The 23693-nt window shown below is 63.1% G+C and carries 20 protein-coding genes; 10 read left to right on the top strand and 10 right to left on the bottom strand.

Annotated features, from left to right (window positions below; genetic code table 11):
• Positions 1-281: 281 nt before the first annotated feature.
• The gene (locus tag V1289_RS23505; RefSeq protein ID WP_334399208.1) at positions 282-749 is read right to left on the bottom strand and encodes a hypothetical protein; all 468 of its coding nucleotides are present in this window, start codon (positions 747-749) and stop codon (positions 282-284) included.
• A complete protein-coding gene (locus V1289_RS23500) occupies positions 746-2002 on the bottom strand; it encodes a tyrosine-type recombinase/integrase (RefSeq protein ID WP_334399206.1) in 1257 nt (418 codons plus the stop codon). Before V1289_RS23500 ends, V1289_RS23505 begins: the two co-directional genes overlap by 4 nt.
• On the opposite strand from V1289_RS23500, the gene V1289_RS23495 reads away from it, so the two are divergent.
• Both V1289_RS23495 and V1289_RS23490 read left to right on the top strand, forming a co-directional pair.
• Positions 1988-3529 carry an acyl-CoA synthetase gene (locus tag V1289_RS23495; protein WP_442896063.1) on the top strand — a complete coding sequence of 514 codons (1542 nt, stop codon included), beginning with the start codon at positions 1988-1990 and terminating at the stop codon, positions 3527-3529. The genes V1289_RS23500 and V1289_RS23495 overlap by 15 nt on opposite strands.
• Before the next feature lie 71 nt (positions 3530-3600).
• Positions 3601-4821 carry an ABC transporter substrate-binding protein gene (locus tag V1289_RS23490; RefSeq protein WP_334399202.1) on the top strand — a complete coding sequence of 407 codons (1221 nt, stop codon included), beginning with the start codon at positions 3601-3603 and terminating at the stop codon, positions 4819-4821.
• Positions 4822-5024: 203 nt separating this feature from the next.
• On the opposite strand, the gene V1289_RS23485 is transcribed toward V1289_RS23490, so the two are convergent.
• The 3 genes from V1289_RS23485 to V1289_RS23475 form a co-directional block, all read right to left on the bottom strand.
• Entirely contained in the window at positions 5025-5231 is a 207-nt protein-coding gene (locus V1289_RS23485) for a hypothetical protein (protein ID WP_309181313.1), read from the bottom strand.
• 136 nt (positions 5232-5367) lie between these two features.
• Entirely contained in the window at positions 5368-5577 is a 210-nt protein-coding gene (locus tag V1289_RS23480; RefSeq protein WP_074271649.1) for a cold-shock protein, read from the bottom strand.
• Between the two features lie 188 nt (positions 5578-5765).
• Positions 5766-6530, bottom strand: a complete 765-nt coding sequence (locus V1289_RS23475) for a helix-turn-helix domain-containing protein (protein WP_334399199.1) — start codon at positions 6528-6530, stop codon at positions 5766-5768.
• Between the two features lie 188 nt (positions 6531-6718).
• Between V1289_RS23475 and V1289_RS23470 the strand changes: the two genes are divergently transcribed.
• The 4 genes from V1289_RS23470 (at position 6719) to V1289_RS23455 (ending at position 13006) form a co-directional block, all read left to right on the top strand.
• Positions 6719-8998, top strand: coding sequence for a marine proteobacterial sortase target protein (locus V1289_RS23470; protein WP_334399197.1), 2280 nt, complete (start codon positions 6719-6721; stop codon positions 8996-8998).
• Between the two features lie 190 nt (positions 8999-9188).
• Positions 9189-9752 (top strand): class GN sortase, encoded by a 564-nt coding sequence (locus V1289_RS23465; RefSeq protein WP_334399195.1) that lies wholly within the window; start codon positions 9189-9191, stop codon positions 9750-9752.
• Positions 9753-9876: 124 nt separating this feature from the next.
• Positions 9877-10590 (top strand): DUF1614 domain-containing protein, encoded by a 714-nt coding sequence (locus tag V1289_RS23460; protein WP_334399193.1) that lies wholly within the window; start codon positions 9877-9879, stop codon positions 10588-10590.
• A gap of 193 nt (positions 10591-10783) precedes the next feature.
• Positions 10784-13006, top strand: coding sequence for an acetate--CoA ligase family protein (locus V1289_RS23455; RefSeq protein WP_334399191.1), 2223 nt, complete (start codon positions 10784-10786; stop codon positions 13004-13006).
• 153 nt (positions 13007-13159) lie between these two features.
• Here the strand turns inward: V1289_RS23455 and V1289_RS23450 are convergent, their stop codons facing one another.
• Entirely contained in the window at positions 13160-13918 is a 759-nt protein-coding gene (locus V1289_RS23450; RefSeq protein ID WP_334399189.1) for a S1 family peptidase, read from the bottom strand.
• 110 nt (positions 13919-14028) lie between these two features.
• Here V1289_RS23450 and V1289_RS23445 point away from each other — a divergent pair, with 110 nt between their 5' ends.
• The 4 genes from V1289_RS23445 (at position 14029) to V1289_RS23430 (ending at position 17557) form a co-directional block, all read left to right on the top strand.
• Entirely contained in the window at positions 14029-14661 is a 633-nt protein-coding gene (locus V1289_RS23445; RefSeq protein ID WP_334399187.1) for an HAD-IA family hydrolase, read from the top strand.
• A 74-nt stretch (positions 14662-14735) separates the two neighbouring features.
• The gene (locus V1289_RS23440) at positions 14736-15050 is read left to right on the top strand and encodes a hypothetical protein (protein WP_334399186.1); all 315 of its coding nucleotides are present in this window, start codon (positions 14736-14738) and stop codon (positions 15048-15050) included.
• A gap of 173 nt (positions 15051-15223) precedes the next feature.
• Positions 15224-16171: an AAA family ATPase gene (locus tag V1289_RS23435; RefSeq protein ID WP_334399185.1), complete on the top strand. Its 948-nt coding sequence runs from the start codon at positions 15224-15226 to the stop codon at positions 16169-16171.
• Positions 16172-16177: 6 nt separating this feature from the next.
• The gene (locus V1289_RS23430; RefSeq protein ID WP_334399184.1) at positions 16178-17557 is read left to right on the top strand and encodes a vWA domain-containing protein; all 1380 of its coding nucleotides are present in this window, start codon (positions 16178-16180) and stop codon (positions 17555-17557) included.
• Positions 17558-17563: 6 nt separating this feature from the next.
• Here V1289_RS23430 and V1289_RS23425 read toward each other — a convergent pair whose 3' ends face one another.
• From V1289_RS23425 to V1289_RS23410, 4 genes are all read right to left on the bottom strand, one after another.
• Positions 17564-19795, bottom strand: coding sequence for a xanthine dehydrogenase family protein molybdopterin-binding subunit (locus V1289_RS23425; RefSeq protein ID WP_334399182.1), 2232 nt, complete (start codon positions 19793-19795; stop codon positions 17564-17566).
• Positions 19792-20286 (bottom strand): (2Fe-2S)-binding protein, encoded by a 495-nt coding sequence (locus V1289_RS23420; RefSeq protein WP_074271659.1) that lies wholly within the window; start codon positions 20284-20286, stop codon positions 19792-19794. Before V1289_RS23420 ends, V1289_RS23425 begins: the two co-directional genes overlap by 4 nt.
• Complete coding sequence (locus V1289_RS23415; RefSeq protein WP_334399179.1) at positions 20283-21647, bottom strand: cytochrome c; 1365 nt, start codon at positions 21645-21647, stop codon at positions 20283-20285. The genes V1289_RS23420 and V1289_RS23415 overlap by 4 nt, the downstream gene beginning before the upstream one ends.
• A 157-nt stretch (positions 21648-21804) precedes the next feature.
• The gene (locus V1289_RS23410) at positions 21805-23475 is read right to left on the bottom strand and encodes a virginiamycin B lyase family protein (protein WP_334399177.1); all 1671 of its coding nucleotides are present in this window, start codon (positions 23473-23475) and stop codon (positions 21805-21807) included.
• Positions 23476-23693: the final 218 nt, after the last annotated feature.

The raw sequence follows: 23693 nt of genomic DNA, 5'->3' as shown, positions 1-23693 counted from the left end.
TGTGGATAATTCAACTAGCGTGGCAGCAAGTGTGTCGTTGCGGTTCACTGGAGAAGCGCGCGCACTCTTTCGAGCATAGCAAGAGTATATCTGATACCTGCATTGGCAGAGACCTATTCGGGATTACGAACTTGGTGTGACCTTACTCTCGGCTCTCACAACCGCTGGATTGTGAGTCGGCTTCATCGATCATCTGCTTGATGGTATGGGTGCAGCGACCGCATTTCGCGGCGCTGTCGAGCGACGCATAGACCTGACTCATGCCGCATCTCCTCCCGCCTTCAGCGGCGAGTTTCGTTGATCAGCCAGCCACCATGCTTGCGCAAACCCATCAGGGCGAACAACGCCTGCTCACCGGCTTGGGCCTGTTGCTTCGATAGATCATCGGCAAGGACGACATAGGACATGCGCCCGCCGTTGACCCTGATCATCTCGATCAGAGATTGCGTCATCGGCCAAACTTTCTTGCCTCTCCGCTCTCTGAGCGGCTCAATGAATTGCGGGGTTGTATTGATCAGATAGGCCGCCATCGACATCAGCGGTCGATCCGACTTGCCCTCGCCCAACCGGCCCAGCGAACAGTCGTCGTTCAGGAGCATGTAGATGATGCGGTCCTTGAAGCCACCATCGTCGGGTGCGCTCGCCGCCACTGCCTGCAGCTTGCTGATTGGGTGGCCGCCGAGCATCGCTGGCGCGGCAATGCGCGTGAGCAGAGTCTTGGCCTGCTCTCTGAATTTTGTTTCAGTCATGCTGCCAATCCCCATTTGCCGTCCTCCTTCCGTTCGATGATGTGCCTGATCTCATCGGCCAGCCGCTGCAGGGCCTCACGCTTCTCGCCGATGCGCAGGTCCTGATCGTAATGCTTGCCGGTGATCGCCGAGACCGCGCCATGGTCATCGCTCTTGATGGTGTGGTCGAGGCAGAGCGAGATGATCGAGCGCGGCACCTTGAGGCCGCCCAGCAGGCTGGCGGCGGTGCGGCGCAGATCGTGCGGCGTGAACGGCTTCAGCCCGAGTTGCTCGCAAAGGCCGATGGTTCTTGTGATCCGCTTTCCGTTCCTGATCCGGCACGTGCCGCGCAGCGCGTTCGCCATCGCGTTGCGAGCGAGCGGCGCATCGCCGAAGCGGCCCATGAACAGCCAAGGATAATTGCCCATCGCCTCTTTTGCGATCTCGACCGCCAGATCGGAAAGCGGCTGATGTATCTCGCGGGCCGCCTTGACGCGCTCCTCGGGGATCACGACCAGCGGCAGCGCGCTGTTCAAGCCACCGCGCCCCAGTTCATCGCGGTGGATATGCAGCATCTCGACCGAGCGCAGCATGCTCACCAGCGCGAACTTGATGGCCAAGCGGATGCGGCGCTCGATGGTGATGTGGGGCCGGTCGAGCCCATGCCAGAGCACCCTGATCTCGTCGGGGCTCAGCTTGCGCGTGCGCGGCGGCTCCTTGTCGAGCGGCGGCAGATTCACGCAAGGGCTGGCGCTGACATAATCGCGGCCCGCTTCAGCCGCCCAGCTGAACAGCCCCGAGACCGCCTTGCGCATATGGCGGGCGCTGGAGATCGATCCCGCCTTGCTGGTCTTGCCCTTCCTGATGATCAGCGTGCCCGCGAGGATATCCGCCTGCAGCTGCGCAATGTCATGCTTGGTGACTTCGCTGGCGATCATCCTGCCGAGGCGCGGGCGGACGAAGCGCTCCAGATGGCTGGCCATGTTTTCCCAATCCTTTCGGCGCGGCCCCATCTTCAGCTTGATGCCATCCTTGTCGCGGCCCTTCGGCACCAGCTCGCTGACCCACGCGATCCGCATGTCGATCAGCGCATCAACGGTGATGCCTTGCTTGGCCTGCAGCTGCTCCGCTCGCCGAGCGGTCGCCGCGATATCCTCGCCGCAGCCGATCCTGCCCTTCAGCTTCATTGCTTCAGCGCGCCAATATCGAACGTCGCGCGCCTCGATGCCATCGCCGCCCTGCTGATAGATGCCGAGCCAATGGGTGAGCCGCACGCCGCTCTGGCTCGTGTACTTCAGCGAGAAGGACGGCGGTGCTGTCGGGCTCAGGCTGACATACAGGCCCGAGCATTCGGCGTCGTAAATTTTCTGCCGCTGCTTGACCGGCTTGCGGCAGTCCGCGTTGAGGTCGTGCGCGGCGACCGGGTCGCGGTGCTGGCGCTGAACACCACCGATACACTGGAAGTGCAGTTCGCCTGCGGCCGGATCGGCGCGGTGTTCCTGCCGCTGAACACCCGCCTCACTGTGCCCGAGTTGCAGTTCATCGTCGGCGATTCGTCGCCGAGGGTGATGATCCACGACGGCGATCTGGCCGAGGTCGCGCTGACGGTCGCAAAACTCTGCAATGTTTCCTCGGTGCTGCTGCTCGGGCCCGGCGGTTCCTATGAAGCGGCGATCGCATCGGCACAACCGCTCGATAAGGCCTGCGACGTCACGCTCGATGACATCTCGACTATCATGTACACCTCGGGCACCACCGGCCAGCCGAAGGGCGCGATCATCACCCACGGCATGACGTTCTGGAATTGCGTCAATCTCGGCGGCCCCGCCTACATCTCGCCGTCGTCCGTGCTGCTGACCGTGCTGCCGCTGTTCCACACCGGCGGGCTGAATTGCTACACCAATCCGGTGCTGCATGCCGGCGGCACGGTGCTGATCATGCGCGCGTTCGATCCGGGCGCGGCGCTGCAATTGATCAGCGATCCCGCGCAGGGCATCAACGTGTTCTTCGGCGTGCCCGCGATCTACCAGTTCATGGCGCAGCACCCCGCTTTTGCGACCTCCGATTTCAGCCGGCTGGTGATCGGCGGCGTCGGCGGCGCCCCGATGCCGGTGCCGCTGCTCAAGACCTGGGAACAACGCGGCGTCGCGCTGCAGCAGGGCTACGGCATGACCGAGACCTCGCCGGCGGTGCTGACGCTCGACCGTGAGGATGCCGTTCGCAAGGCCGGCTCCTCCGGCAAGCCGGTGCTGCATACGGAAGTGCGGATCGTTCGCCCCGACGGGTCAGACGCCGCTGTCGGCGAGCTCGGCGAACTCTGGGTCAAGGGGCCGAACGTCACGCCGGGCTATTGGAACAGGCCGGACGCCAACGCGTCCTCCTTCACCGACGGCTGGCTACACACCGGCGATGCCACGCGGATCGACGAGGAAGGGTTTTACACCATCGTCGACCGCTGGAAGGACATGTACATCTCCGGCGGCGAGAACGTCTATCCGGCCGAGGTCGAGAGCGTGCTGCATCAGCTACCGGCCATCGCCGAAGCCGCCGTCATCGGCATCCCCAACGAGCAATGGGGCGAAGTCGGCATGGCGATCGTGGCGGTCAAGCCCGGCCATACGCTTGCTCCTGAGGAAATTCATGCGCATTGTGCCGCCAATCTGGCGCGGTTCAAATGCCCGCGCCTGATTGAATTCGTCGACACGCTGCCGCGCAACGCGACCGGGAAGATTCACAAACCGACTTTACGAAAGACGTTCAGCACGCCGAAAGCCACCGATAGCACCGCCGCTGCCTCGTAACCGCCTGCCGGGACCGGTTACGATTTTTTTAAAACTGTCCCCAACCAAAAGAAACCGAGGAATACGCTTTCATGAACAACAAGAAATTGTCGCTGCTTGCCGCCGCTGCAGCCCTCTCCCTGCTCTCCACCCAGTCCCTGGCGCAGAAGAAATACGACACCGGCGCCTCCGACACCGAAATCAAGATCGGCAATGTCGAGGCCTATTCGGGACCTGCTTCCGCCTACGGCGTCATCGGCAAGACCGAGGAAGCCTATTTCAAGATGGTCAACGATGCCGGCGGCATCAACGGCCGCAAGATCAACTGGATCTCCTACGACGACGGCTACAGCCCGCCGAAGACGGTCGAGCAGATCCGCAAGCTGATCGAGAGTGACGAGGTGTTTCTGGTGTTCAACGCGCTGGGCACGCCGACCCAGACCGCGGTTCAGAAATATCATAATGCCAAGAAGGTGCCGCAGCTGTTCCTCGCCACCGGCGCCAGCAAGTGGAACGATCCGAAGGATTTTCCCTGGACCATGGGCTTCCAGCCGAGCTACCGCGTCGAAGCCCGGATCTTTGCGAAATACATCCTGAAGAACAAGCCCGACGCAAAGGTCGCGGTGTTCTATGCCAATGACGATTTCGGCAAGGATTACGTCGCCGGCCTGAAGGAAGTGTTCGGCGACAAGGCCTCCTCGATCCTGATCGCGGAAGAGAGCTACGAGACCACCGAGCCCTCGATCGATTCCCACATCGTCAAGCTGAAGGGCACCGGCGCCGACGTGTTCGTCAACATCTCGACGCCGAAATTCGCAGCCCAAGCGATCAAGAAGATCTCGGAGCTGGAATGGAAGCCGATGCACATCATGACCGACGTTTCGATTTCGATCGGCGCGGTGATGAAGCCGGCCGGTCTCGACGCGTCCGAAGGCGTGCTGTCGGCCGGCTACCTCAAGGACGCCTCCGATCCGCAGTGGAAGGACGATGAAGGCATGAAGAAGTTCATGGCGTTCGTCGACAAGTACATGCCGGGCGCCAACATCTCCGACGCCAATCTGGTCTATGGCTACGCCGCGGCGCAGACCATGGCGCAGGTGCTGAAACAGTCCGGCGATAATCTGACCCGGGAAAACGTCATGAAGCAGGCCGCCAGCCTGAAGGATTTTGCGCCGGATACGCTGATCCCCGGCATCAAGGTCAACACGTCAGCCAATGACTTCGCTCCGATCGAACAGCTCAAGATGATGCGGTTCAAGAACGGCCAGTGGGAATTGTTCGGCGACATCATCAGCGCCGAGACGGGCGGTTAGAGCGCATTCCGCTTGGATGGAAGGGCTTTGTGTCACCCGGCTTCATGGTTCGAGACGCGCGGCGTTGCCGCGCTCCTCACCATGAGGATTTCAGACCTCATCCTGAGGAGCGGCGAAAGCCGCGTCTCGAAGGATGAAGCCCGACTGGGAAAGCAGCTCCGCCAAGAAGCGCCGATGTCGAACGTTAGATATCGGCGCCTGTGCTACGCCGGCAGCAGTGAAGCAATCGCCAGTTCGCCGCTGATCGCGCGGTCGATCGAATCGATCAACCCCTGCGTCTCGACGAATTTGTTGCGCGCGCGCTCCGCCTTGTCGCGGTCGAACGGCGCAGCAAGCACCTTGGCATGCGCATCGCGCTCTTCCACCATTCGATCCCGCGCCTTTTTCAGGGTGTCCAGCCGTTCAGTCATTTCCGGCCTCCTTTGGGCTGATGATTTCAGATGCATCACAAACAAAAAGCCCGCTGGTTCATCACCAGCGGGCCTTGATATTCAAAAGCCGATCAGAGGATTCCAGTACATCCGTGGAAATCCCAAATCGACGATTTTAGCTCACGCGAAGGTTCTCGGCGCTGGTCTTGCCGCGCATAGAGTCGGTCTTCGCTTCGAACGAGAGCTTCTGGCCCTCATTGAGCGAGCTCAGACCAGCGCGTTCGACGGCGCTGATGTGAACGAAAACGTCATTTCCGCCGTCGTCGGGCTGAATGAAGCCGAAGCCTTTGGTCGCGTTAAACCACTTAACTGTTCCGGTAGCCATGTAACTATCTCCAAGATGCGCAGATGCGCTTTGCCCGCACGACCTCCGCGCGGGTTCGATCCGATTTTTAACGATGTCTTGGGGAAAGGAGCCGGTTTCGGCGCGGTCAACAAGGCAGAGCGGTAATTCGAATGGGGCTCATATAGACCCTTTCACAGGAAATACAAGCCCTGTAGCAGAGATCGCTTCTAGCCGGGTAAAAACATGGCAAACGGCTCGTCGATGGTACGGCGCAAATGCTGGCGATAAGCCGCGTAATTGGCATCGTTTGGTGAAATGCGGCCGAGGGTTGGACCAGAAACCATCTTGATCGGCAGATACGCGATCGGGGCTGCGATCGGCGTCAACAGCGAGCCGCGGCCCGCCAACAGCGTCGTGATGATGCCGTACATCTCGCCCGAAATGGTCGGGCGCGCCACCGTGATCAGGCGATGCTGACCGTGGCGGTTGGTGACGAGATAGATGTGGCCCGATTGATTGGGCACCGCCACTTCACCGTATTGGGTGTAGGCCGCATCCTGCCGCTCGCTCTCGTGGAACACGAGCGACGACGCCGCGGCATCCCAGGCAATCTCGGTGCGGTAGGCGAAGATCGCTTCCTTGTCGCCGAACGACGGCCGTATCGTCACATAGGTCCCCTCGATCCAGCCGACCGCGCGGCGCGAATAGGCTCCCAGCCCGTCCGGCGCGACGTCGCCGTTGGCGGGCGGTGCAGCTACCGGAAGGTCCGGCGTCTTGCGCAAGGATACGCCCAGCGCCTGCTCGAGCCGCACGGTGGTCGCCAGCGTGAACGGGCGGCGGCCGCCGAGCACCTTTTCCAGCGTCGAAAGGCTGAGCTTGGCCTGTTCGGCCAGCGCTTGCCGGGAGATGCGGCGGCGCGCGATTTCCTCGCGTATGGTCTCGGCCACCTGCCGGCTTTGCTCGGCGGAAAGCTGCGTGTCCGGCGTCGGCATCGTCACCCCTGCTTTGTCCCGGCCATTCTATCAGACGGACAATTGCGCACAAAGCCGCACAATCCCGTCGCGGCCAGGGCGCGCCTCGCCGGAGCGCGGCTGAACAATGCCGATCATTCTGCTCGCGCCAAAACACGCGTTCCCCAACACTTCCCGGCAGCGAAACATTCGCTCGGGAGTGACGAAAAATGACGATTTGCGCTGAAATCCAGACCGGCAGGCGCGCGGGCCTGTCGCGCAAGATACGAATATTGCTGTTCTTCGTGGTGGAAGGCGTCGCCGCACTCGCGGTCGGGTTTGCGGCATTATTCTTGAGTTTTGAGCCGGTTTGGTCGGGGGAAAATCCGCAGGCCGCCGTGCTCCGGCCCGCCGAGGCGCGGTCCGGCTCGCTGCTCATGAAAACCGACGACGGCTATGCCGACGCAACGCGGCTTGGCATCGATGTCGACCTCACCGTATCCGGCCCGACCATCCGCGCCCGCGTCACCCAGATTTTCCGGAACCCTACCCAGAACTGGGTCGAGGCCATTTACGTCTACCCGCTGCCCTCGGGCGGCGCGGTGGATACGCTGAAGATGGTGGTCGGCGATCGCGTCGTGGTCGGCGACATCAAGGAGCGGCAGCAGGCCCGCGTCATCTATGAGCAGGCGGCGCGGAACGGACAGAAGGCGGCGCTGACCGAACAGGAACGGCCGAACATCTTTACCAATTCGGTCGCCAATATCGGCCCCGGCGAGACCGTGCTGGTGCAGATCGAATATCAGGAGCCGGTTCAGCAATCCGGCAACGAGTTCTCGTTGCGGGTGCCGATGGTGGTCGGCCCGCGCTACAATCCCGCACCCGTGGTGCAGAGCGTCGACTTCCGGCCCGACGGCGGCGGCTGGGGCGCGACCAAATCCGATTCCGTTCCTGATCGCGACCGCATCTCGCCGCCAGTGCTCGACCCTGCACAGAACGCACCGGTCAACCCGACCAGCATCACGGTGCGCCTGCAGGCCGGCTTCCCCCTTGGCGAAGTGAAGAGTCACCATCACGCGATCAAGACCGAAAGCCCCGACGGCAACACGCGCATCATCAGGCTCGCCGAAGGCCCGGTGCCGGCGGATCGCGATTTCGAGCTGACCTGGAAACCGGCGGCCGAAAAGGCGCCGTCGGTCGGACTATTCCGCGAGCATGTCGGCAATGCCGACTATCTGCTGGCCTTCGTGACGCCGCCCTCGGTCGAACAGACCGAAAAAAAGCCGCTGCCGCGCGAGGTGATCTTCGTCATCGACAATTCCGGCTCGATGGGCGGCACCTCGATCGCGCAGGCCAAGGCGAGCCTGATCTACGCGCTCGGTCGCCTGCAGCCCAGCGACCGCTTCAACGTGATCCGTTTCGATCACACCATGGACGCGCTGTTCTCGGCGTCAGTGCCGGCCGACGCCGGACATCTCGGCAGGGCCACCGCGTTCGTCAGCGCGCTGGAAGCCAATGGCGGCACCGAAATGGTGCCGGCGATGCGCGCGGCGCTGACCGATGATTCCAGCGACGACGCCAACAATGTCCGCCAGGTCGTGTTCCTGACCGACGGCGCGATCGGCAACGAGCAGCAATTGTTCGAAACCATCACGGCGATGCGCGGCCGCTCGCGCGTGTTCATGGTCGGCATCGGTTCGGCGCCGAACACCTATCTGATGACGCGCGCCGCCGAACTCGGCCGCGGCGCCTTCACCCATATCGGCTCGGTCGAACAGGTCGAGGAGCGGATGCGCTCCCTGTTTGCCAAGCTGGAGAATCCGGCGGTGACCGGTCTCACCGCAAAATTCTCAGGTGCCTCAGCCGACATCACGCCGGCTGCGATCCCCGACCTCTATCGCGACGAGCCGCTGGTTCTGGCCGCCAAACTCGACAAGCTCGCGGGCTCGGTCGAGATCAAGGGCCGCATCGGCGATCGTCCCTGGGTCGTGACCCTTCCACTTGCGAATGCGGCGGAAGGCAAGGGCCTGTCAAAGCTGTGGGCGCGCCGCAAGATCAGCGATGCCGAAGTGGCGCGTACCACGCGGCAAGCTGCACCTGAAGACGCCGACAAGACCATTCTGGCGCTGGCGCTGGAGCATCAACTCGTCACCCGGCTGACCAGCCTGGTCGCGGTCGACAAGACGCCGAGCCGTCCCGATGGCGAACCGCTCAAGGTCAGCGAGTTGCCGATCAACCTGCCCGCGGGTTGGGATTTCGCAAAAGTGTTCGGCGAGCGCCCGCAATTGCCGGTCGTGCCCAGGGAGAGGCGTGCCGATGCCGGCGACGGCAAAGTTCAGGTCGCGGCCTCGAAGCGTCCGCTGCCCGTGGCCGCGCCGATGCCGGACACCACCATCAAGCTGCCGAAGACGGCGACCGACTCGGAGCTGAGGATGATCGCGGGTTCGATCCTGCTCGCGCTCAGCCTGATCCTGTTCGTGTTCAACCGGCGTCAGATGTTCGTGCGCTGACGCCGCCAGACGGAGGAGGCGCCCCAACCTCCTCCTTGAAAGCGCGCGCGGCCAACCCGTCCCCCAGGGCCGCGCGTGCGACTTTTTCAAGTACCGTCGTTGCGAGCGAAGCGCAGCAATCCATCTCGCCGCGACAGGAGAGAATGGATTGCTTCGTCGCTGACGCTCCTCGCAATGACGGAAATGACAAATGCGCCGCTTCGCCGCTCCTCTCCTGCTCGTACTCGGCGGCCTCATCCTGTTCGGCCAGGGCGCCTATATCCACGCCAAGGCGCGGCTGGCGCAAATTCTGCTCGAGCGAGCCTTCAGCGAAACCATCGCTACCGGCCACCCGACAAAACCGTGGTCATGGGCGGACACCTGGCCGGTCGCGCGCATCGAGGTGAAGCGGATCCATGCCAGCACCATCGTGCTGGCCGGAAGCAGCGGCCAAGCGCTAGCCTTCGGTCCCGGTCATCTCGAACGGACGCCCGATGCCGGCGAGCGCGGTGTCGCCGTCTACTCCGCGCACCGCGATACGCATTTCTCTTTCCTCAGAGATGTCGCCATCGGCGACGAGATCGACATTACGCGAAGCGATGGCAGCAAGTTCCGTTATCGGGCCGATGCCACCTCCGTGGTGCGCTTCGACGCCTCGGGAATCGATCCCCTGAAGGGTGGATACGAACTGGTGCTATCGACTTGCTGGCCGTTCGATGCGCTGACGTCGGGGCCGGATCGCTATATACTTCATGCCACCATGATCGAACCATAATCGGCCCAGAACAGCGCCACTGGAATGCGCAGAAATGCACGTCACACCCTTGCCACGCGGTGGAAGACCAATAGCTGAACAGATGATCGGAAGCGCGAGAACCATTCCAGGCTGAACCAAAATCATGGATTCCGGGATGCACTATCTGCCGCTGACCCCAGGGTTGTTTTCGATCCTGATCCTCCTGTTTGCGGGGCTGATCATCCTGATCCAGCTTCGCGTACTCAGATATGCGTATATGCGGCTGGGTGTTGGGCCGGGGGCTGCCCTGTTCCTGCTGTTCGGCTCGCTGATCGGCAGCTATTTCAACATCCCGATCACGGTCCTGCCCGGACTGCCCGTGACATCCGGGCAGATCGTTGAATTCTTTGGCATGCGCTATGTCGTACCTATGGTTGTCTCATGGCCGGGCACGGTTCTTGCCGTGAATGTCGGCGGTGCGGTTATCCCGACATTGATGTCCACCTACCTCGTCATTCGGTATCAGCTCTGGCTCAAGGCGACGCTGGCCACGGTTGCCATTGCTCTGGTGATTCATGCGATGGCGACGCCCGTGCCCGGAATTGGCATTGCCGTCCCGGTTTTCGCGCCGGTCGTGGCCACGGCAATCCTTGCTTTCATCCTATCTCGCGAATACGCACCGCCGCTCGCCTACATCGGCGGCTCAATGGGGACATTGATCAGCGCTGATCTGCTCAATCTCGATAAGATCGGCGGCATCGGCGCGCCAATCGCCTCGATCGGCGGCGCCGGGACATTCGATGGAATATTCCTCACCGGAATCCTCGCGGTCCTGCTCGCCGGTATCGCCTCTCCTTCACGTCCGCGACCCGCCTAGTAGCAGCGGACCTCGTGGTGGCCCGTCCCGTTCCGCGCGCCGGGATATCGTGCGCAAAAACAATGGTCTGCATCCACCTCACGCGAGTTGCCACCCTGCTCAAGTCTCAATAAAAAGAAATGAAAAATCATGGCCGGTGGCGACTGCGCTCGATCGTCACGGCCAAAGGAAACAACGGGTAAGGGTCAACTCCATGGAAGCTCCGGCAAGCACCGCGTCTCACTCGGCCGAAAAATGGTCGCCATCGTCCGACGCCAGCGACATCGTCAAACGCATCCATGCGATGCTGCACCCGCGCAACATCGTGCTGGTCGGTGCAACCGACAAGCCCGGCAACTATGCCGAGCGCATCTGGAACAACCTGATCAAATACCAATACGCGGGCGGCCTCTATCCCGTTAACGCCAAGCGCGAAACAATCTGGGGCGTGCCCTGCTACAAGGATTTCGCCAGCCTGCCGGACAAGCCCGATCACGTGCTGGTGCTGGTGCCGGCGCGTTTCGCCGTGCAGGTGATCCGCGATGCTGCCGCTGCGGGCGCCCGCTCCGCCACCATCGTCACTTCGGGCTTCAGCGAATTGCAGGATGAGGAAAGCCAGCAGCTGGCGGTCGAATTGCAGCGGGCGGTGCGGGAGACCGGCCTTGCCGTGACCGGCCCGAACTGCCTCGGCAATTTGAGCGCGGGCGAAAAGCTGTTCACCAATATCGACGACCGCATCGTCACCATGGAAGCCGGGCCGGTGGCGATCGCCGGACAATCCGGCGCGATCGTGATGGCGATCCGCCAGGCGCTGGAGGATCGCGGCGTCGGCGTCGGCTATATGGTCACGACCGGCAACGAGACCGGGCTGGAGACGCCCGACCTGATAGCCTATTTCGCGGCCGATCCCTCCGTCCGCGTCATCGTGGTCTATCTCGAAGGCGTGCGGAACACGAAGGTGTTTCGCGAGGCCTGCAAGGCCGCGCGGGCGGCGGGCAAACCCGTCATCGCACTGAAACTCGGCGCCTCCGAGGGCGGCCGCGCTGCAGCGATGGCGCATACCGGCGCGCTCGCCGGCTCGATCGAAACTTTTGACGCGATCTCGACGCGCGAAGGCGTGGTCCGCGTGCGCGGACTGGATGAGCTGATCGAGACCACCGAATGTTTCGTTCACGCCGATCCGCCGAAGAGCAACCGCCTCGCCGCGGTGTCGCTGTCGGGCGGCAAGCGCGGCCTTCTGATCGACGCCTTCCATTCGGCCGGCCTGAATTTTGCGCCGCTGAGCGCCAGCGCTACCGAAAAGCTGGCAAAGATGCTCGGCCCCGGCAGCATCGTCGGCAATCCGCTCGACGCCGGCTTTGCCGCGGTCGTCGATCCCTCCGTCTACATGCAGTCGATCAAGGTCATGATCGACGATCCCGACACCGACATCGTCATCATCGACGCGGAACTGCCGAAGGCGCCGCATGAACTGCGCGAACGCAATTTGCGCATCGTCAACGACATGGCCGGCGCGGCCTCCAAGCCCGTGGTATACATCAGCACGATGTCGATCGGCTTTACCGAATTCACCAAGGGCTTGCGCAAGTCGCTGCCGAACATCGCGGTCATGCAGGGGCTCGATCGCGCGGTGGGCGCGATCAAGTCGCTGATCGACTATGCTTCGCTGCGCAAGGTAGTACCGGAGATCGCGTCGAGTTCGAAGGCTCCCGCGCGGGCCATGCTGGAGAAGATGCTCAAGAGCGCCAATGGCGCGGCGGCGCTCGACGAGGTCGCCTCGAAAAAGCTGCTCAAGGCTTATGGCATTCCGGTTTCAAAGGAAGAGATCGCGCAGACCGCCGCGGAAGCGGTGAAGATCGCCAAGAAAATCGGCTTTCCCGTGGTGGCAAAAGTGGTCAGCGCCGAGATCCTGCACAAGTCGGACATCGGCGGCGTGGTGCTGAACATCAACAGCGCCGCTGACGTGAAGAAGGCGTTCAACGACATCACCGCGCGGGTGAAAAAACTCAAGAACAAGCCGAAACTCGAAGGCATCTTGATCGCGCAGCAGGTCAAGGCCGATCTCGAACTGGTGGTCGGTGCCTCGCTCGATGCCGAAATGGGCCCCGTGGTGCTGTTCGGCACCGGCGGCGTCGATATCGAGCTGATGAAGGATGTTGCACTGGCAGGCGCACCGCTCGACGCTGACGAGGCGAAACAACTGATCCACAAGACCAAGGCCGGCGTGAAGATCAAGGGATATCGCGGCAAGCCGGCGCTGCACGAGGCGTCCGCCGTCAAGGCGCTGGTCGGCCTGTCCAATCTGATGGCCGACGCGGGAAACCGGATTGCGTCGATCGACGTCAATCCGTTCCTGATCAACAGCAAGCTCGGCGTCGCCGTGGATGGGTTGATCGTGCTCAACAATGCCGCGGCGAACAAGGCGGCGGGGCATTGAGATGCAGCGGCCGCCATCCCCAAACTCGTGATGCGCGGGCTTCACCCGCGCATCAATCTGGAAAAAAGTCCTTCGAAACGGATGGATTGCCGGGAGCGCAGACAAGTTTACGTAGTCTGCGCAGGGCAGACTACTATGCCCGGCAATGACGGCCTAAAGCCCCGCGCCCCACTGCCGCGCGGTCCGCAAAATCCAGTCGCGGTACAGCGTCAGCGGCGTGACCCCCGTCATGCCGCCGCAGCCGGCTGAGCCGTTCGGCCCGGTCGACCAGCTGATGACGCCGATGATGGCAGGGCCGGCCTGTTTGTCCTCGAACACCGGTCCACCGGAATCGCCGGTGCAGGCGCTCATCCCGTCGCGCATGCCCTGCCCCACCGGATCGACCAGCCGAATCTGCAGCGTTCCCGGCTTGCCGGTCGCGACAAGCCCCGCCACGCGGATGGTGCCGCCGCTCTTGCCGTCACCGCGAACGGTCACACCGATGCCGGCGATCGTAAAGCGGCCACCGATCACGATGGGAATGTTGGGCATGCCGAGCGCCGACGGGGTCTTCCCTTTGGCGGGTTCAGCCAGTTGCAGCAGCGCGACGTCGGCAGTCGCGCGGTGAGCCAGCATCGCCTGGATGTTGAAGGCGGGGTGAACCGCGACGGTTCTGACGTCCTGCAATTGCGGCGGCTTGTCCGCGGCATATTCTACGATCTTGTAATCGGCGCCGGGCTGCACGCAATGCGCCGCTGTCAGCACCAGTTTCGGCGCAATGAGCGCGCCGGTGCAGAAATTACCGCGTGAGCCGACGATGGTGACGACGGAACGGCCGACGCCCTCGGCCGACGGCGCGCCGCCGCCGACGATGGCGTGGGCAGGCGCGGCGGCCAGCAGCAGGCCTGTGATCACTGGAATCGAGAATTTCATCGCGCAGAAATAGCCGTTGCGGCAGGCCCCGCCAAGCCGCGGTTCAGACTGGTCCCGATCAGCATTCCGTGTTAGCCGCTCCCGGGCGTACAGGCCATGGGTGGGTAAGCATGATCGAAGCGGTGATCTGGGATTTCGGCGGCGTGTTGACGACCTCGCCATTCGAGGCGTTTGCGCGGTTCGAGAGCGAGCGCGGGCTGCCCGCCGACATCATCCGGCGCACCAATGCCGCCAATCATCTGGAAAATGCCTGGGCCAAGTTCGAGCGCGCCGAGGTCGATATCGAGGCGTTCGACGCCTTGTTCGCAACCGAATCGCGGGCGCTGGGCGCGGAGGTTCGCGGCAAGGATGTGTTGCCGCTGCTGTCGGGCGATCTGCGGCCCGAAATGGTCGAAGCGCTCAAGCGCGTGAAGGTCAAATTCAAGACCGGCTGCATCACCAACAATCTTCCCGCCAATGCCATCGGCAGCCGGAGCGGCCGGTCGCTCTATGTCGCCGAAGTCATGGTGCTGTTCGATCATGTGATCGAATCCGCAAAGATCGGCCTGCGCAAGCCCGACCCGCGCATCTATCGGATGATGGTCGAGACGCTGAAGGTGAACCCGAAGCGTTGCGTCTATCTCGACGACCTCGGCGTCAATCTGAAGCCGGCGCGCGATATGGGCATGACCACGATCAAGGTGCTCAACGCCGCGCACGCCATCGGCGAGCTCGAAGCCGCGACCGGGCTGGTGCTGACGTAAGTTTGGTTCCATTCGGGTATTCACGGCCCATTCAGACAGCAAGACCCAGCTTCGGCTTCCAACAGGAGAACGCCATGAGACTTCCCGTCATCGCCATTATTTCCGCCGGCTCGATCGTATTTTCGGTCGCGGCATTTGCGCAGTCTGCGACAGCACCAGCTCCTGCGCCGGCTGCTCCGGTACAAGCCAATTCCGCAGCCGCGGTGCCGGTACCCAGCGGGAAACGAATGGCGTGCCAAACCGCGTCCCAGGCGCTGAAAGGGCAGGACCGTCAGGACCAGATACAGCTCTGCATGGCGCAGGCACGTCTCGACTGCCTCAAGCAGGCAATCGACCAGAAGGTCGTGGGCCCGCAGCGCAAGGATTTCATGCAGACCTGCGCGAACTAACAGGTCGATTTTCCAGCAGCCGCTTCCCCGGGCCCGGCAAGCGCACCGGGCCGGTATTGCGCTCTGCGGAAAATGCCGGAACCCTGTCGCTCCGACAGCTGAAACTTGGCTTGTTCTTTGCCGGGAACGCAGGCAGAACATGGCTGAATTCTGCAACATCCGGAGTTGAACTCGTGGCTGAACATCGGCCTTCGGCCTCGATCGAGGCAGTGGAAAGCGGCCTCGCGGCGCAAGGCTACATTGCGAGCCGGCAGATCGCGACCGCGGTCTATCTCGCGCAGCAGATCGAGAAGCCGATCCTTGTCGAAGGCCCCGCAGGCGTCGGCAAGACCGAGCTTGCGAAAGCGATCGCGGCCTGGCGCGGGCTGAAGATGATCCGCCTGCAATGCTATGAGGGGCTGGACGAGGCCAAGGCGCTCTATGAGTGGAAATACGCCAAGCAGCTTTTGTACACCCAGATCCTGAAGGACAAGCTCGGCGAAGTGCTCGGCGGCGCCGCGACGCTGCATGCCGCATTGGATCAGCTGCACGATTTCGGCGACGTGTTCTTCTCCAAGGAATTCGTCGAACCGCGGCCGCTGCTGCAGGCGCTGGAACAGCCAGCGGGCTGCGTGCTCCTGATCGACGAAATCGACAAGTCGGATGCCGAGTTCGAATCGCTATTGCTCGAGATCCTCAGCGATTTCCAGGTCACCATTCCCGAACTTGGAACGATTGTCGCCGTGGCACCGCCGACCGTGATCCTGACCTCGAACAGCGAGCGCGATCTTGGCGACGCGCTGAAGCGGCGCTGCCTCCACCTCCACATCGGTTTCCCCGAGCAGAAGCTCGAGGAGCGCATCGTCGAAAGCCGCGTTCCCGGCATTTCCCAGACGCTGCGCAAGCAGATGGTCGGGTTCATCCACGAGATCCGCACGCTGGACCTGAAGAAGCTGCCGTCGGTGAGCGAGACCATCGACTGGGCGCGCGTGCTGGTGCTGCTGCAGGCGACCGAACTTGGCCACGAAATGGTCAAGGACACGCTGAACGTACTGTTGAAATACGAGGCGGATATCGAGGCCGCACAGCCTCAGGTCAGCACGTTCATCGCCAAGGCCTCGCGCCAGGGCGTCTTCGGGTAACAGAGGATGAGAGAGAACCTGCATCGCTTCTTTCGTGCGGCGCGGGGGGCGGGCGTACGGCTCTCGCCGGCCGAAAGCATCGATGCGATGCGGGCGGTGGCGAAGGTCGGCTTTTCCGATCGAACGATCCTGCGCGATACCTTTCTGCTGACGCTCGCCAAGACCCAGGACGAGAAGAAGGCGCTGGGCGATTGCTTCGACCTGTTCTTCGATCAGCCGGAGCCGTCGCAGGCGGCGCCCGACGACGGCGATGCAGACGATTCGGAATCCGGCGCTGAAACGACTGAATCCCGTTCGGACAGCGACGCCGGCGGCGGTGGCGATGCGGTACAGAATCTCGGCCCGCTCGCGCAGATGCTGCTGGCGCAGGATCGCAACGAGATTGCCGCCGCGATCGCGAACGCATCGAGCGCGGCCTCCCTGTCCGACATCCGCTACTTCACCCAGCGCGGGATATTTTCGGGCCGCATCCTCGATGCGATGGGCATCCAGCGGCTTCGCGACGACCTCGATGATCTGACCGCGACAAACCCGGCCCTGGCAGAACGACTGGCCGCGGCCCTCGACGGGTTGCGCGACACCGTTCGCGAGGCCGTCTCGCAGGCGCTGATGCTGTACGGACGCGAGGAAGCCGAGAATTTGCGCAACGAGATCCTGCGGAACGCGCCGCTTTCCCGGATCGAGCCGCGGCAAGTCGAGCAGATGCGGTATCTGATTCGCCAGATCGCACGCCGCCTGCGCGAGCGCTACAGCAAGCCGCGCAAGCGCCAGCGCCGCGGCCATCTCGATGTGCGCCGGACCTTGCGCCGTAACGCCGCGTGGGGCAGCGTTCCTTTCCTCACCGCCTGGAAGCGCAAGCATCGCGACAAGCCGAAGATCGTTGCCCTCTGCGACGTCTCGGGTTCGGTGGCGCGGGTTTCGGATTTCTTCCTGCTGCTGATCCACAGCCTGCATGAAGTCGTTTCCGACGTTCGCTCATTCGCCTTTTCCGGGCACCTGATCGAGGTCAGCGACATCCTGGAAGCCAAATCGCCGGAAGAGGCGATGGCCGAGATCATGGCCAAGGTCGGGTTCGGCTCGTCCGACTACGGCGGCTCGCTCGCCGATTTCGAAAAGCAATGGATGAGCGCGGTGACGCCGCAGACCACCGTGATCGTGCTCGGCGACGCCCGCAGCAACAATCTCGATCCGCGTGCGGATATTCTGCGCCGCATCGGCGAACGGTCGAAGCGGCTGGTATGGCTCAACCCCGAAGGCCGCATGGCCTGGGGCTGGGGCGATTCCGAAATGCCGCGCTATTCGACCTTCTGTACCGTCGTGCGCCAGTGCGCCACCGCGCAGCAGCTCGAGCGCGCGGTGTCGGACATCGTTGCGACGTATCAGTAGAGCGCCTCACGCATCGATCGCATCCTTAATGCGTTTTCGCGTCAGCGGCAGGTCTCGCAGCCTTTTTCCCGTAACATTGGCGATGGCGTTGGCGATCGATGCCGCCGCCGGCCCCTGCCCGGTCTCGCCGCTACCGAGGAAGGGCTGGCCGGGCCGGTTGATGATGTGGACCTCGATACTGTCAGGCACGGCGTTGAAACGCAGGATCGGATAGGTCTGCCAGTCGATGCTGGTGATCCGCGTCGCGTCGAAGGTCACGCTTTCATACAGCGTCCAGCTCATCGACTGCACGATCGCGCCTTCGATCTGGTTGATCAGCCCGTCCGGATTGATCACCTGGCCGCTGTCGACGGCGGCCACCGCACGCACCAGCCGTGGACGGCCGGTTTCACGGTTGACTTCGACCTCGGAGGCGATAGCGCAATAGGCCGCATGGTTCTTGTAGCGCGCAAAGGCAAAGCCATAGCCGCGATCCAGCGGCGGCGTCTGACCGGCTTTCCATCCAAAACCTTGCGCGGCCTTCTCGATCACGTCACGGCCACGCTGGTCGTCGAGATGCTTCAGCCTGAATTCGACCGGGTCGGTACCGGCGAGCGTGGCGAGTTCGTCCATAAAGCTCTCGATCGAGAATACATTGTGGTAGGCGCCGAGCGCGCGCATCGCCGAAATCCGCAACGGCATCTCGGGAATGAAGTGATGCACGACGCGCGCATTCGGAAAATTGTAGAACGGGATAGCGTTGCGGTCGCCGCCGCCGTCCGGCAACGGGAGCGGTTTCGGCTCCGGCACCGCAAAGGGCTGCGCCATATGCTGCGCGGCCAGCATCGAGCCGGCGCCGCCGGGCCGCATCGAATGGGTGTTGCTGAAAACTTCGAAACTCCAGTCGGCGATCTTGCCGTTGCCATCGAGCGAGGCCTTCAATTTCGTCACCATTGCCGGACCATAGGGCTCCCAAGCGTGTTCCTGCTCGCGCATCCACTGCACGCGAACGGGCCTGCCGGGCAGCGCACGCGCGATCAGCGCCGCATCCGCCGCGGCGTCGTCGGCACCGTTGTGCCCGTAACAGCCGGAGCCCTCGACATGGATCAGGCGGACGCTCGCCGGCGGCATGCGCAGCATTTCCGCAATGCCCTGGCGGTCGGGATAGACACCCTGGGTATGCGTCCACACCGTCATCGCGCCATCCGTGAATTGCGCGACCGCGCAGGACGGCCCGATCGACCCATGGGACTGATAGGGCCGCGTGTAGGTGGCCTCGATCGTCTTCCGGCCGGTGACGGCGGGATTGCTGTGCTCGAAGATGGTGGAATCCTGCGACCGCAAGCTGGTCAGGACCTTGAGCAGATCGTCCTGCTTCGGCAGGCTTGCCGTCTCCTTCCATTTCGCCGCGGCCGAGAGCGCGTTCATCGCCTTGATCGACTGGAATTCCTTTTCCGCAACGACGGCGAGGAAATTGCCGTCGCGCACGACTTTGACGACGCCGGGCAGCTTTTTGACCGCCGCCGTATCGCACTCCGTCAGTTGCGCGCCATAGCTCGGCGGCCGAACGATGCGGGCATGCACCATGCCCGGTATCCGCATGTCCTGGACATAGGCTGCGCCACCAGTGACCTTTGCCGGGATATCGACGCGCGGTATGGATTGGCCCATCACCTTGAACGTCGCAGAATCCTTCAGCTTCGATTTCGGCTGCGCCTGCACATGCAGCATGTCGGCCGCGACCAGTTCGCCATAGGTGAGACGCTTGCCATTCGCCGAGATCACCGCGCCGGTCTCGGTCCGCAGCCCTTCGGCCGGTTGGCCCAGCCGCCTGGCGGCCTCCGCAACCAGAAGCTCGCGCACCTGCGCGGCGGCATTCTGGATCGCTGTGCCGCTGTCCTTCATGGAGTTGCTGCCGGCAGTGTAGCCTTCGTTGGCGGTGAGGCGCGTGTCGGCCGTAACGACCTTCAGGGATTCGAAGGCAACGTCGAGTTCTTCGGCGGCGATCTGTTGCAATGCGGTCTTGAGACCCTGGCCAAGTTCGGCCTTGCCGGTGAATACCGTGATGCTGCCGTCGGCGTCGATCCGGATCCAGGAATCGAGATACGGCGTCGTTGCAAGGCTGCCGGAGGGTTTTGGCGTCGGCGCGGCGCCCGGCGCCTGATCCTGCGCAAAGGCGCTCGTGAGCGAGAAGCTGACGATCAGCGCGCCGCCGCCCGCGAGCACGCGGCGGCGATCGAGAATCACGGGGGCGTTCATGGCGCGCTCCTCCCGGTTGAAGCTGCATCTGCCGTGTCCATCAGCCGGGCGGCGCGGTGCACCGCGCGCAGGATGCGCATATGGGTGCCGCACCGGCACAGATGCGGCTCCAGCTCGGCGCGGATCTGCTCATCGGTCGGCTTGGAATTCCGCTGCAGCAGCGCCTGCGCCCGCATCATCATGCCGGCGATGCAGTAGCCGCATTGCGCTGCCTGCTCTTCCATGAAGGCGCGCTGGATCGGCGCCGGCGCGCCAATGGTCCCGAGCCCCTCGAGCGTCGTCACCTGCTTGCCTTCCAATAGAACCAGCGGCGTCACGCAGGAGAGCACGGCCTTGCCGTCCACGATCACCGTGCACGCGCCACACTGGCCAAGCCCGCAACCGAATTTGGCGGCATTGAGCTTGATGTCGTCGCGCAGCACATAGAGCAGCGGCGTATCCGGATCCGCATCGACCTGATGATCGTGGCCGTTGACCTTCAATGTCATCATGGCTTGTCTCGCTGCGTGGGATCGGCGGGCGCGTTGCGCGGTCCTGCCGAGGTCTGGAGAAGGACGGTTTCGGTGCGGCGTGCGTCGGCAATGGTCTTTTCAACACCGGTCCATGCCGGTTGGTTGCTGAACCGCGCCCGCAGATAATTCAGCAAGCCCACCATCTGCGTATCGTTCATGCTGGCGGCAAAGCCCGGCATGATCGGACTACGTTCGCCCTCCACGGCGCGAACGCCCGACAGCAGGATATTGACGAGATTGCGCGGATCGGGACCTGAGATCGCGGTCGAGAGCCCCAGATTGACCCCGCCATAGGGCAGCGGCCTGCCTGTCTCATGGCACGCGGCGCAGGCCGCGGCATAGATCGACGCCCCGGCGGGGTTCGCTTGCGAAGCCTGCGCGGGTGGTGATTTGGCTTGCGCCAGCGCGGCCTCGCCCTGGCGCTTGCGATCCGGCGTCGGCGCACCGGAAATCTCGGCCATGTAGACCGCGATGGCGCGGACATCGCTGTCCGCGACCTGCGACAGGTTGGCGACGACCTCCGCCATCGGGCCGCGCGCCGTGCCGTGATCGGGATGCCAGCCGTTACGCAAATAGGCATAGAGAGCGTCGGCATCCCACGGCACCGGTGAACGGGATTTGTCGTTGATCGCATAGGCGTGCCAATTGTCGACGTCGCCGCCGGCAAATTGCGCGCTCACGCGTTCTGCGCCCAGCGCATTGCGCGGCGTGTGGCAGGCGCCGCAATGCGCCAGTCCCGCGACCAGATAGGCGCCACGATTCCATTCCGCGCTCTTTGTGTTGTCGGGCTGATAGGTGTCGCGGCGCAGAAACAGCAACTTCCAGCCGGCAATGACGGGCCGCTGGTCGAGCGGAAAGGAAAGCTGGTTCGCGCGCGCCGGCGCATGCACCGGTTGCCGCGTCATCAAGAAGGCGTAGATCGCCCGGTCATCCTCGTCGGAGACATTGGTGAAATGGTCATAGGGGAATGTCGGATAGAGATGCTGGCCTTCGCGATTGACGCCGGAACGCATGGCGCGGCGGAAGGCTGTTTCCGACCATCGCCCGATCCCGGTCTCGGCATCCGGTGTGATGTTGGAAGAGAAGATGGTTCCGAACGGCGTCGGCACCGGCAGCCCGCCGGCGAAATTCCTGGCCCCGCGGACCGTGTGGCAATCGCTGCAATTGCCGATCGCGGCCAGGTCGCGGCCCCGCTTCACGAGTGCCGCGTCGAACGCCTGCGGCGCCGGTGGATCGACTGCCGCAATTGCCGGCCGCCAGGCAATCGCAAAGGCCGCCACCGCGCCGGCGACCAGCGCGATCACAATGACGCTTGCGATGATCCGCGACGGCCCCGTCATGCGCTCCCGCTGGTCTTCGTTGTCGTTGGATGATGCTTTAACACAAACCTTCTGCCGTCGTTCGCCCGCAAGACGCAGATCACCCCATATTGAGGTTCCATTTTATTGCACGCGCGAAGAACGGCGGCCGAGAGCCGGGCTCGAATCTGAGACTCCCTCATTCCAGCGGCTCGACCTTGACGATCGATGCGCCATGGTTGCTGCCGGCCCAGAACGTGACCGGCGTGGTGGAATTGTCGACGTACACCCGCCTGATATTGGTGTTGCGCGGCAACAGATAGTTGATCGCTTCGCCGGTCCTGGTGTTGAGCCGCGTGACCTGATCGCTCACCATCGAGCCGGTCCAGGCCTCTTCGTTCTTGTCTGACATGACGTCATAGGGCGACGACCAGCGCGGCGCGACCGGCCACTCCCTGAATTGCCCGGTTTTGGTGTCGAGCATGCCGATGCGGTCGCCGCGATATTCGCCGAACCACAGCCGGTCCTGCGCATCCATGGTGCCACGGCGGGGCGCCGAATTCGGCGTCGGGATCTCGTACAGCTTGACTTCACCGGTTTTGGCGTCGATCCGCCCGATATGGCGCTGGCGGAAGTCGGTGAAGAACACGTTGTTTTTGGAATCCGGAATCACGTCGTAGATATTGTGCGGGCCCGGCACGCCCTTGAACGGCTCCCAGGTCTCGAATTTTCCGGTCGCGATATCGAGCCGGTGCACGCCGGCAAAGCCGTTGTTCTGGGTCCAGACCTTGCCGTCGACGCCGCAGCTTTGCGGGCTGACCATGTTGATTTGGGCGGCGTCGATATTTTCATCGCCCTGCAGCGGCCAGAATTTGAACGCCTCGGTTTTGCGATCGAACTTCACGATGGTCGCCTGGTACATATTGCCGAGCCACAGATCGCCGTCGCGGTCGCTGCGCAGGCCAAGCAGGCCGGTCGGGAAGCCCGGCTTGTGCTCTGGAATCGGAAACTCCGTAACCTTGCCGGTCTTGGGATCGAGCCTGCCCAGATTCTGCTCGCCAAAGCTGGAATACCAAACCATGCCACTGCCATCGACGATCACGTCATGCGGCGAGATGGTCTCGCGCGGCAGATCGTATTCGGTATAGATGACGCGGGTGGCGGCACCTCGCGGGCGCGGCAGGGTCTTGAGTTCGAAATTCCATTGCGGATGCGAACTGAGATTGATGCTGGCGAGAAATTCGGCCGCGGCCCGGTAGACCTGCACGCGCTGATCGCCGCGCTCCTCCATCAACCGCTCGGCGCGCCGCAATTGCGGGTGCTGCGGAATGCTCTGGTTCACATAACCCTGCATGCGCGGCAGGATCATCGTCATGAAATCATCGGCGCTGTATTTCGAACGCAACGGGCGCTCCAGCGTGTGGCAGCCGACGCAATTGAGCAATTGCCCCTTCTGCGCATCGGTGCCCGGCATGCTCGCGAGCCATTCGGCGTTGGTCAGCTGCGAGGCGATATCCGCGGTCTTGTGCAGGGTGAGATCGGAAGTCGCGGGCTTGTCGGCGGCGACCTCGACCGAAGCCACGTTGTCAAATTCGTAGCCGGCGGCGCGAATGCGCAGCGAATACTGGCCGGGCTCGAGCCTCGCCGCAGGAAAGCTGTAGCGGCCGTCCTTGTCGCTGACGACCGTGACGGTGATGGTCGATCCGTTTCGTTTGGCGCTGACCAGAACGCCTTCCAGCGCGTCCTGCCCGGCCGTGACCTTGCCTGATAGTGCCGGCGAACCGGTCTGCGCCGGCAATTTGCCCGTTCCCGCCAGCCACGAGAAAATCACCAGAAAACCAACGCCCGTAATCAACGAACGACGTGGCATAGCCGCCTCCCCAAGGATTATTCTTGTTTTTCGAACGGTGGAACGATTGTAGGAGGCTGATACCGCGCAGGCTAGGGGGTCGGAGGCCGCGGCCGGAGCACATTTGCGGGAGCCGACCCGGCCGTGAATAGGTGGAGCCCGAATCAGAAACAGACCTGCTATCGTCGTTTGCTGGCCCGCCATGATATTCTTGACCTGGGGCGATCGGCGTCACAGGC

The sequence above is a fragment of the Bradyrhizobium sp. AZCC 2289 genome (assembly GCF_036924615.1).
Lineage (GTDB): Bacteria > Pseudomonadota > Alphaproteobacteria > Rhizobiales > Xanthobacteraceae > Bradyrhizobium.
This window is presented reverse-complemented; position numbering and strand designations above follow the sequence as displayed.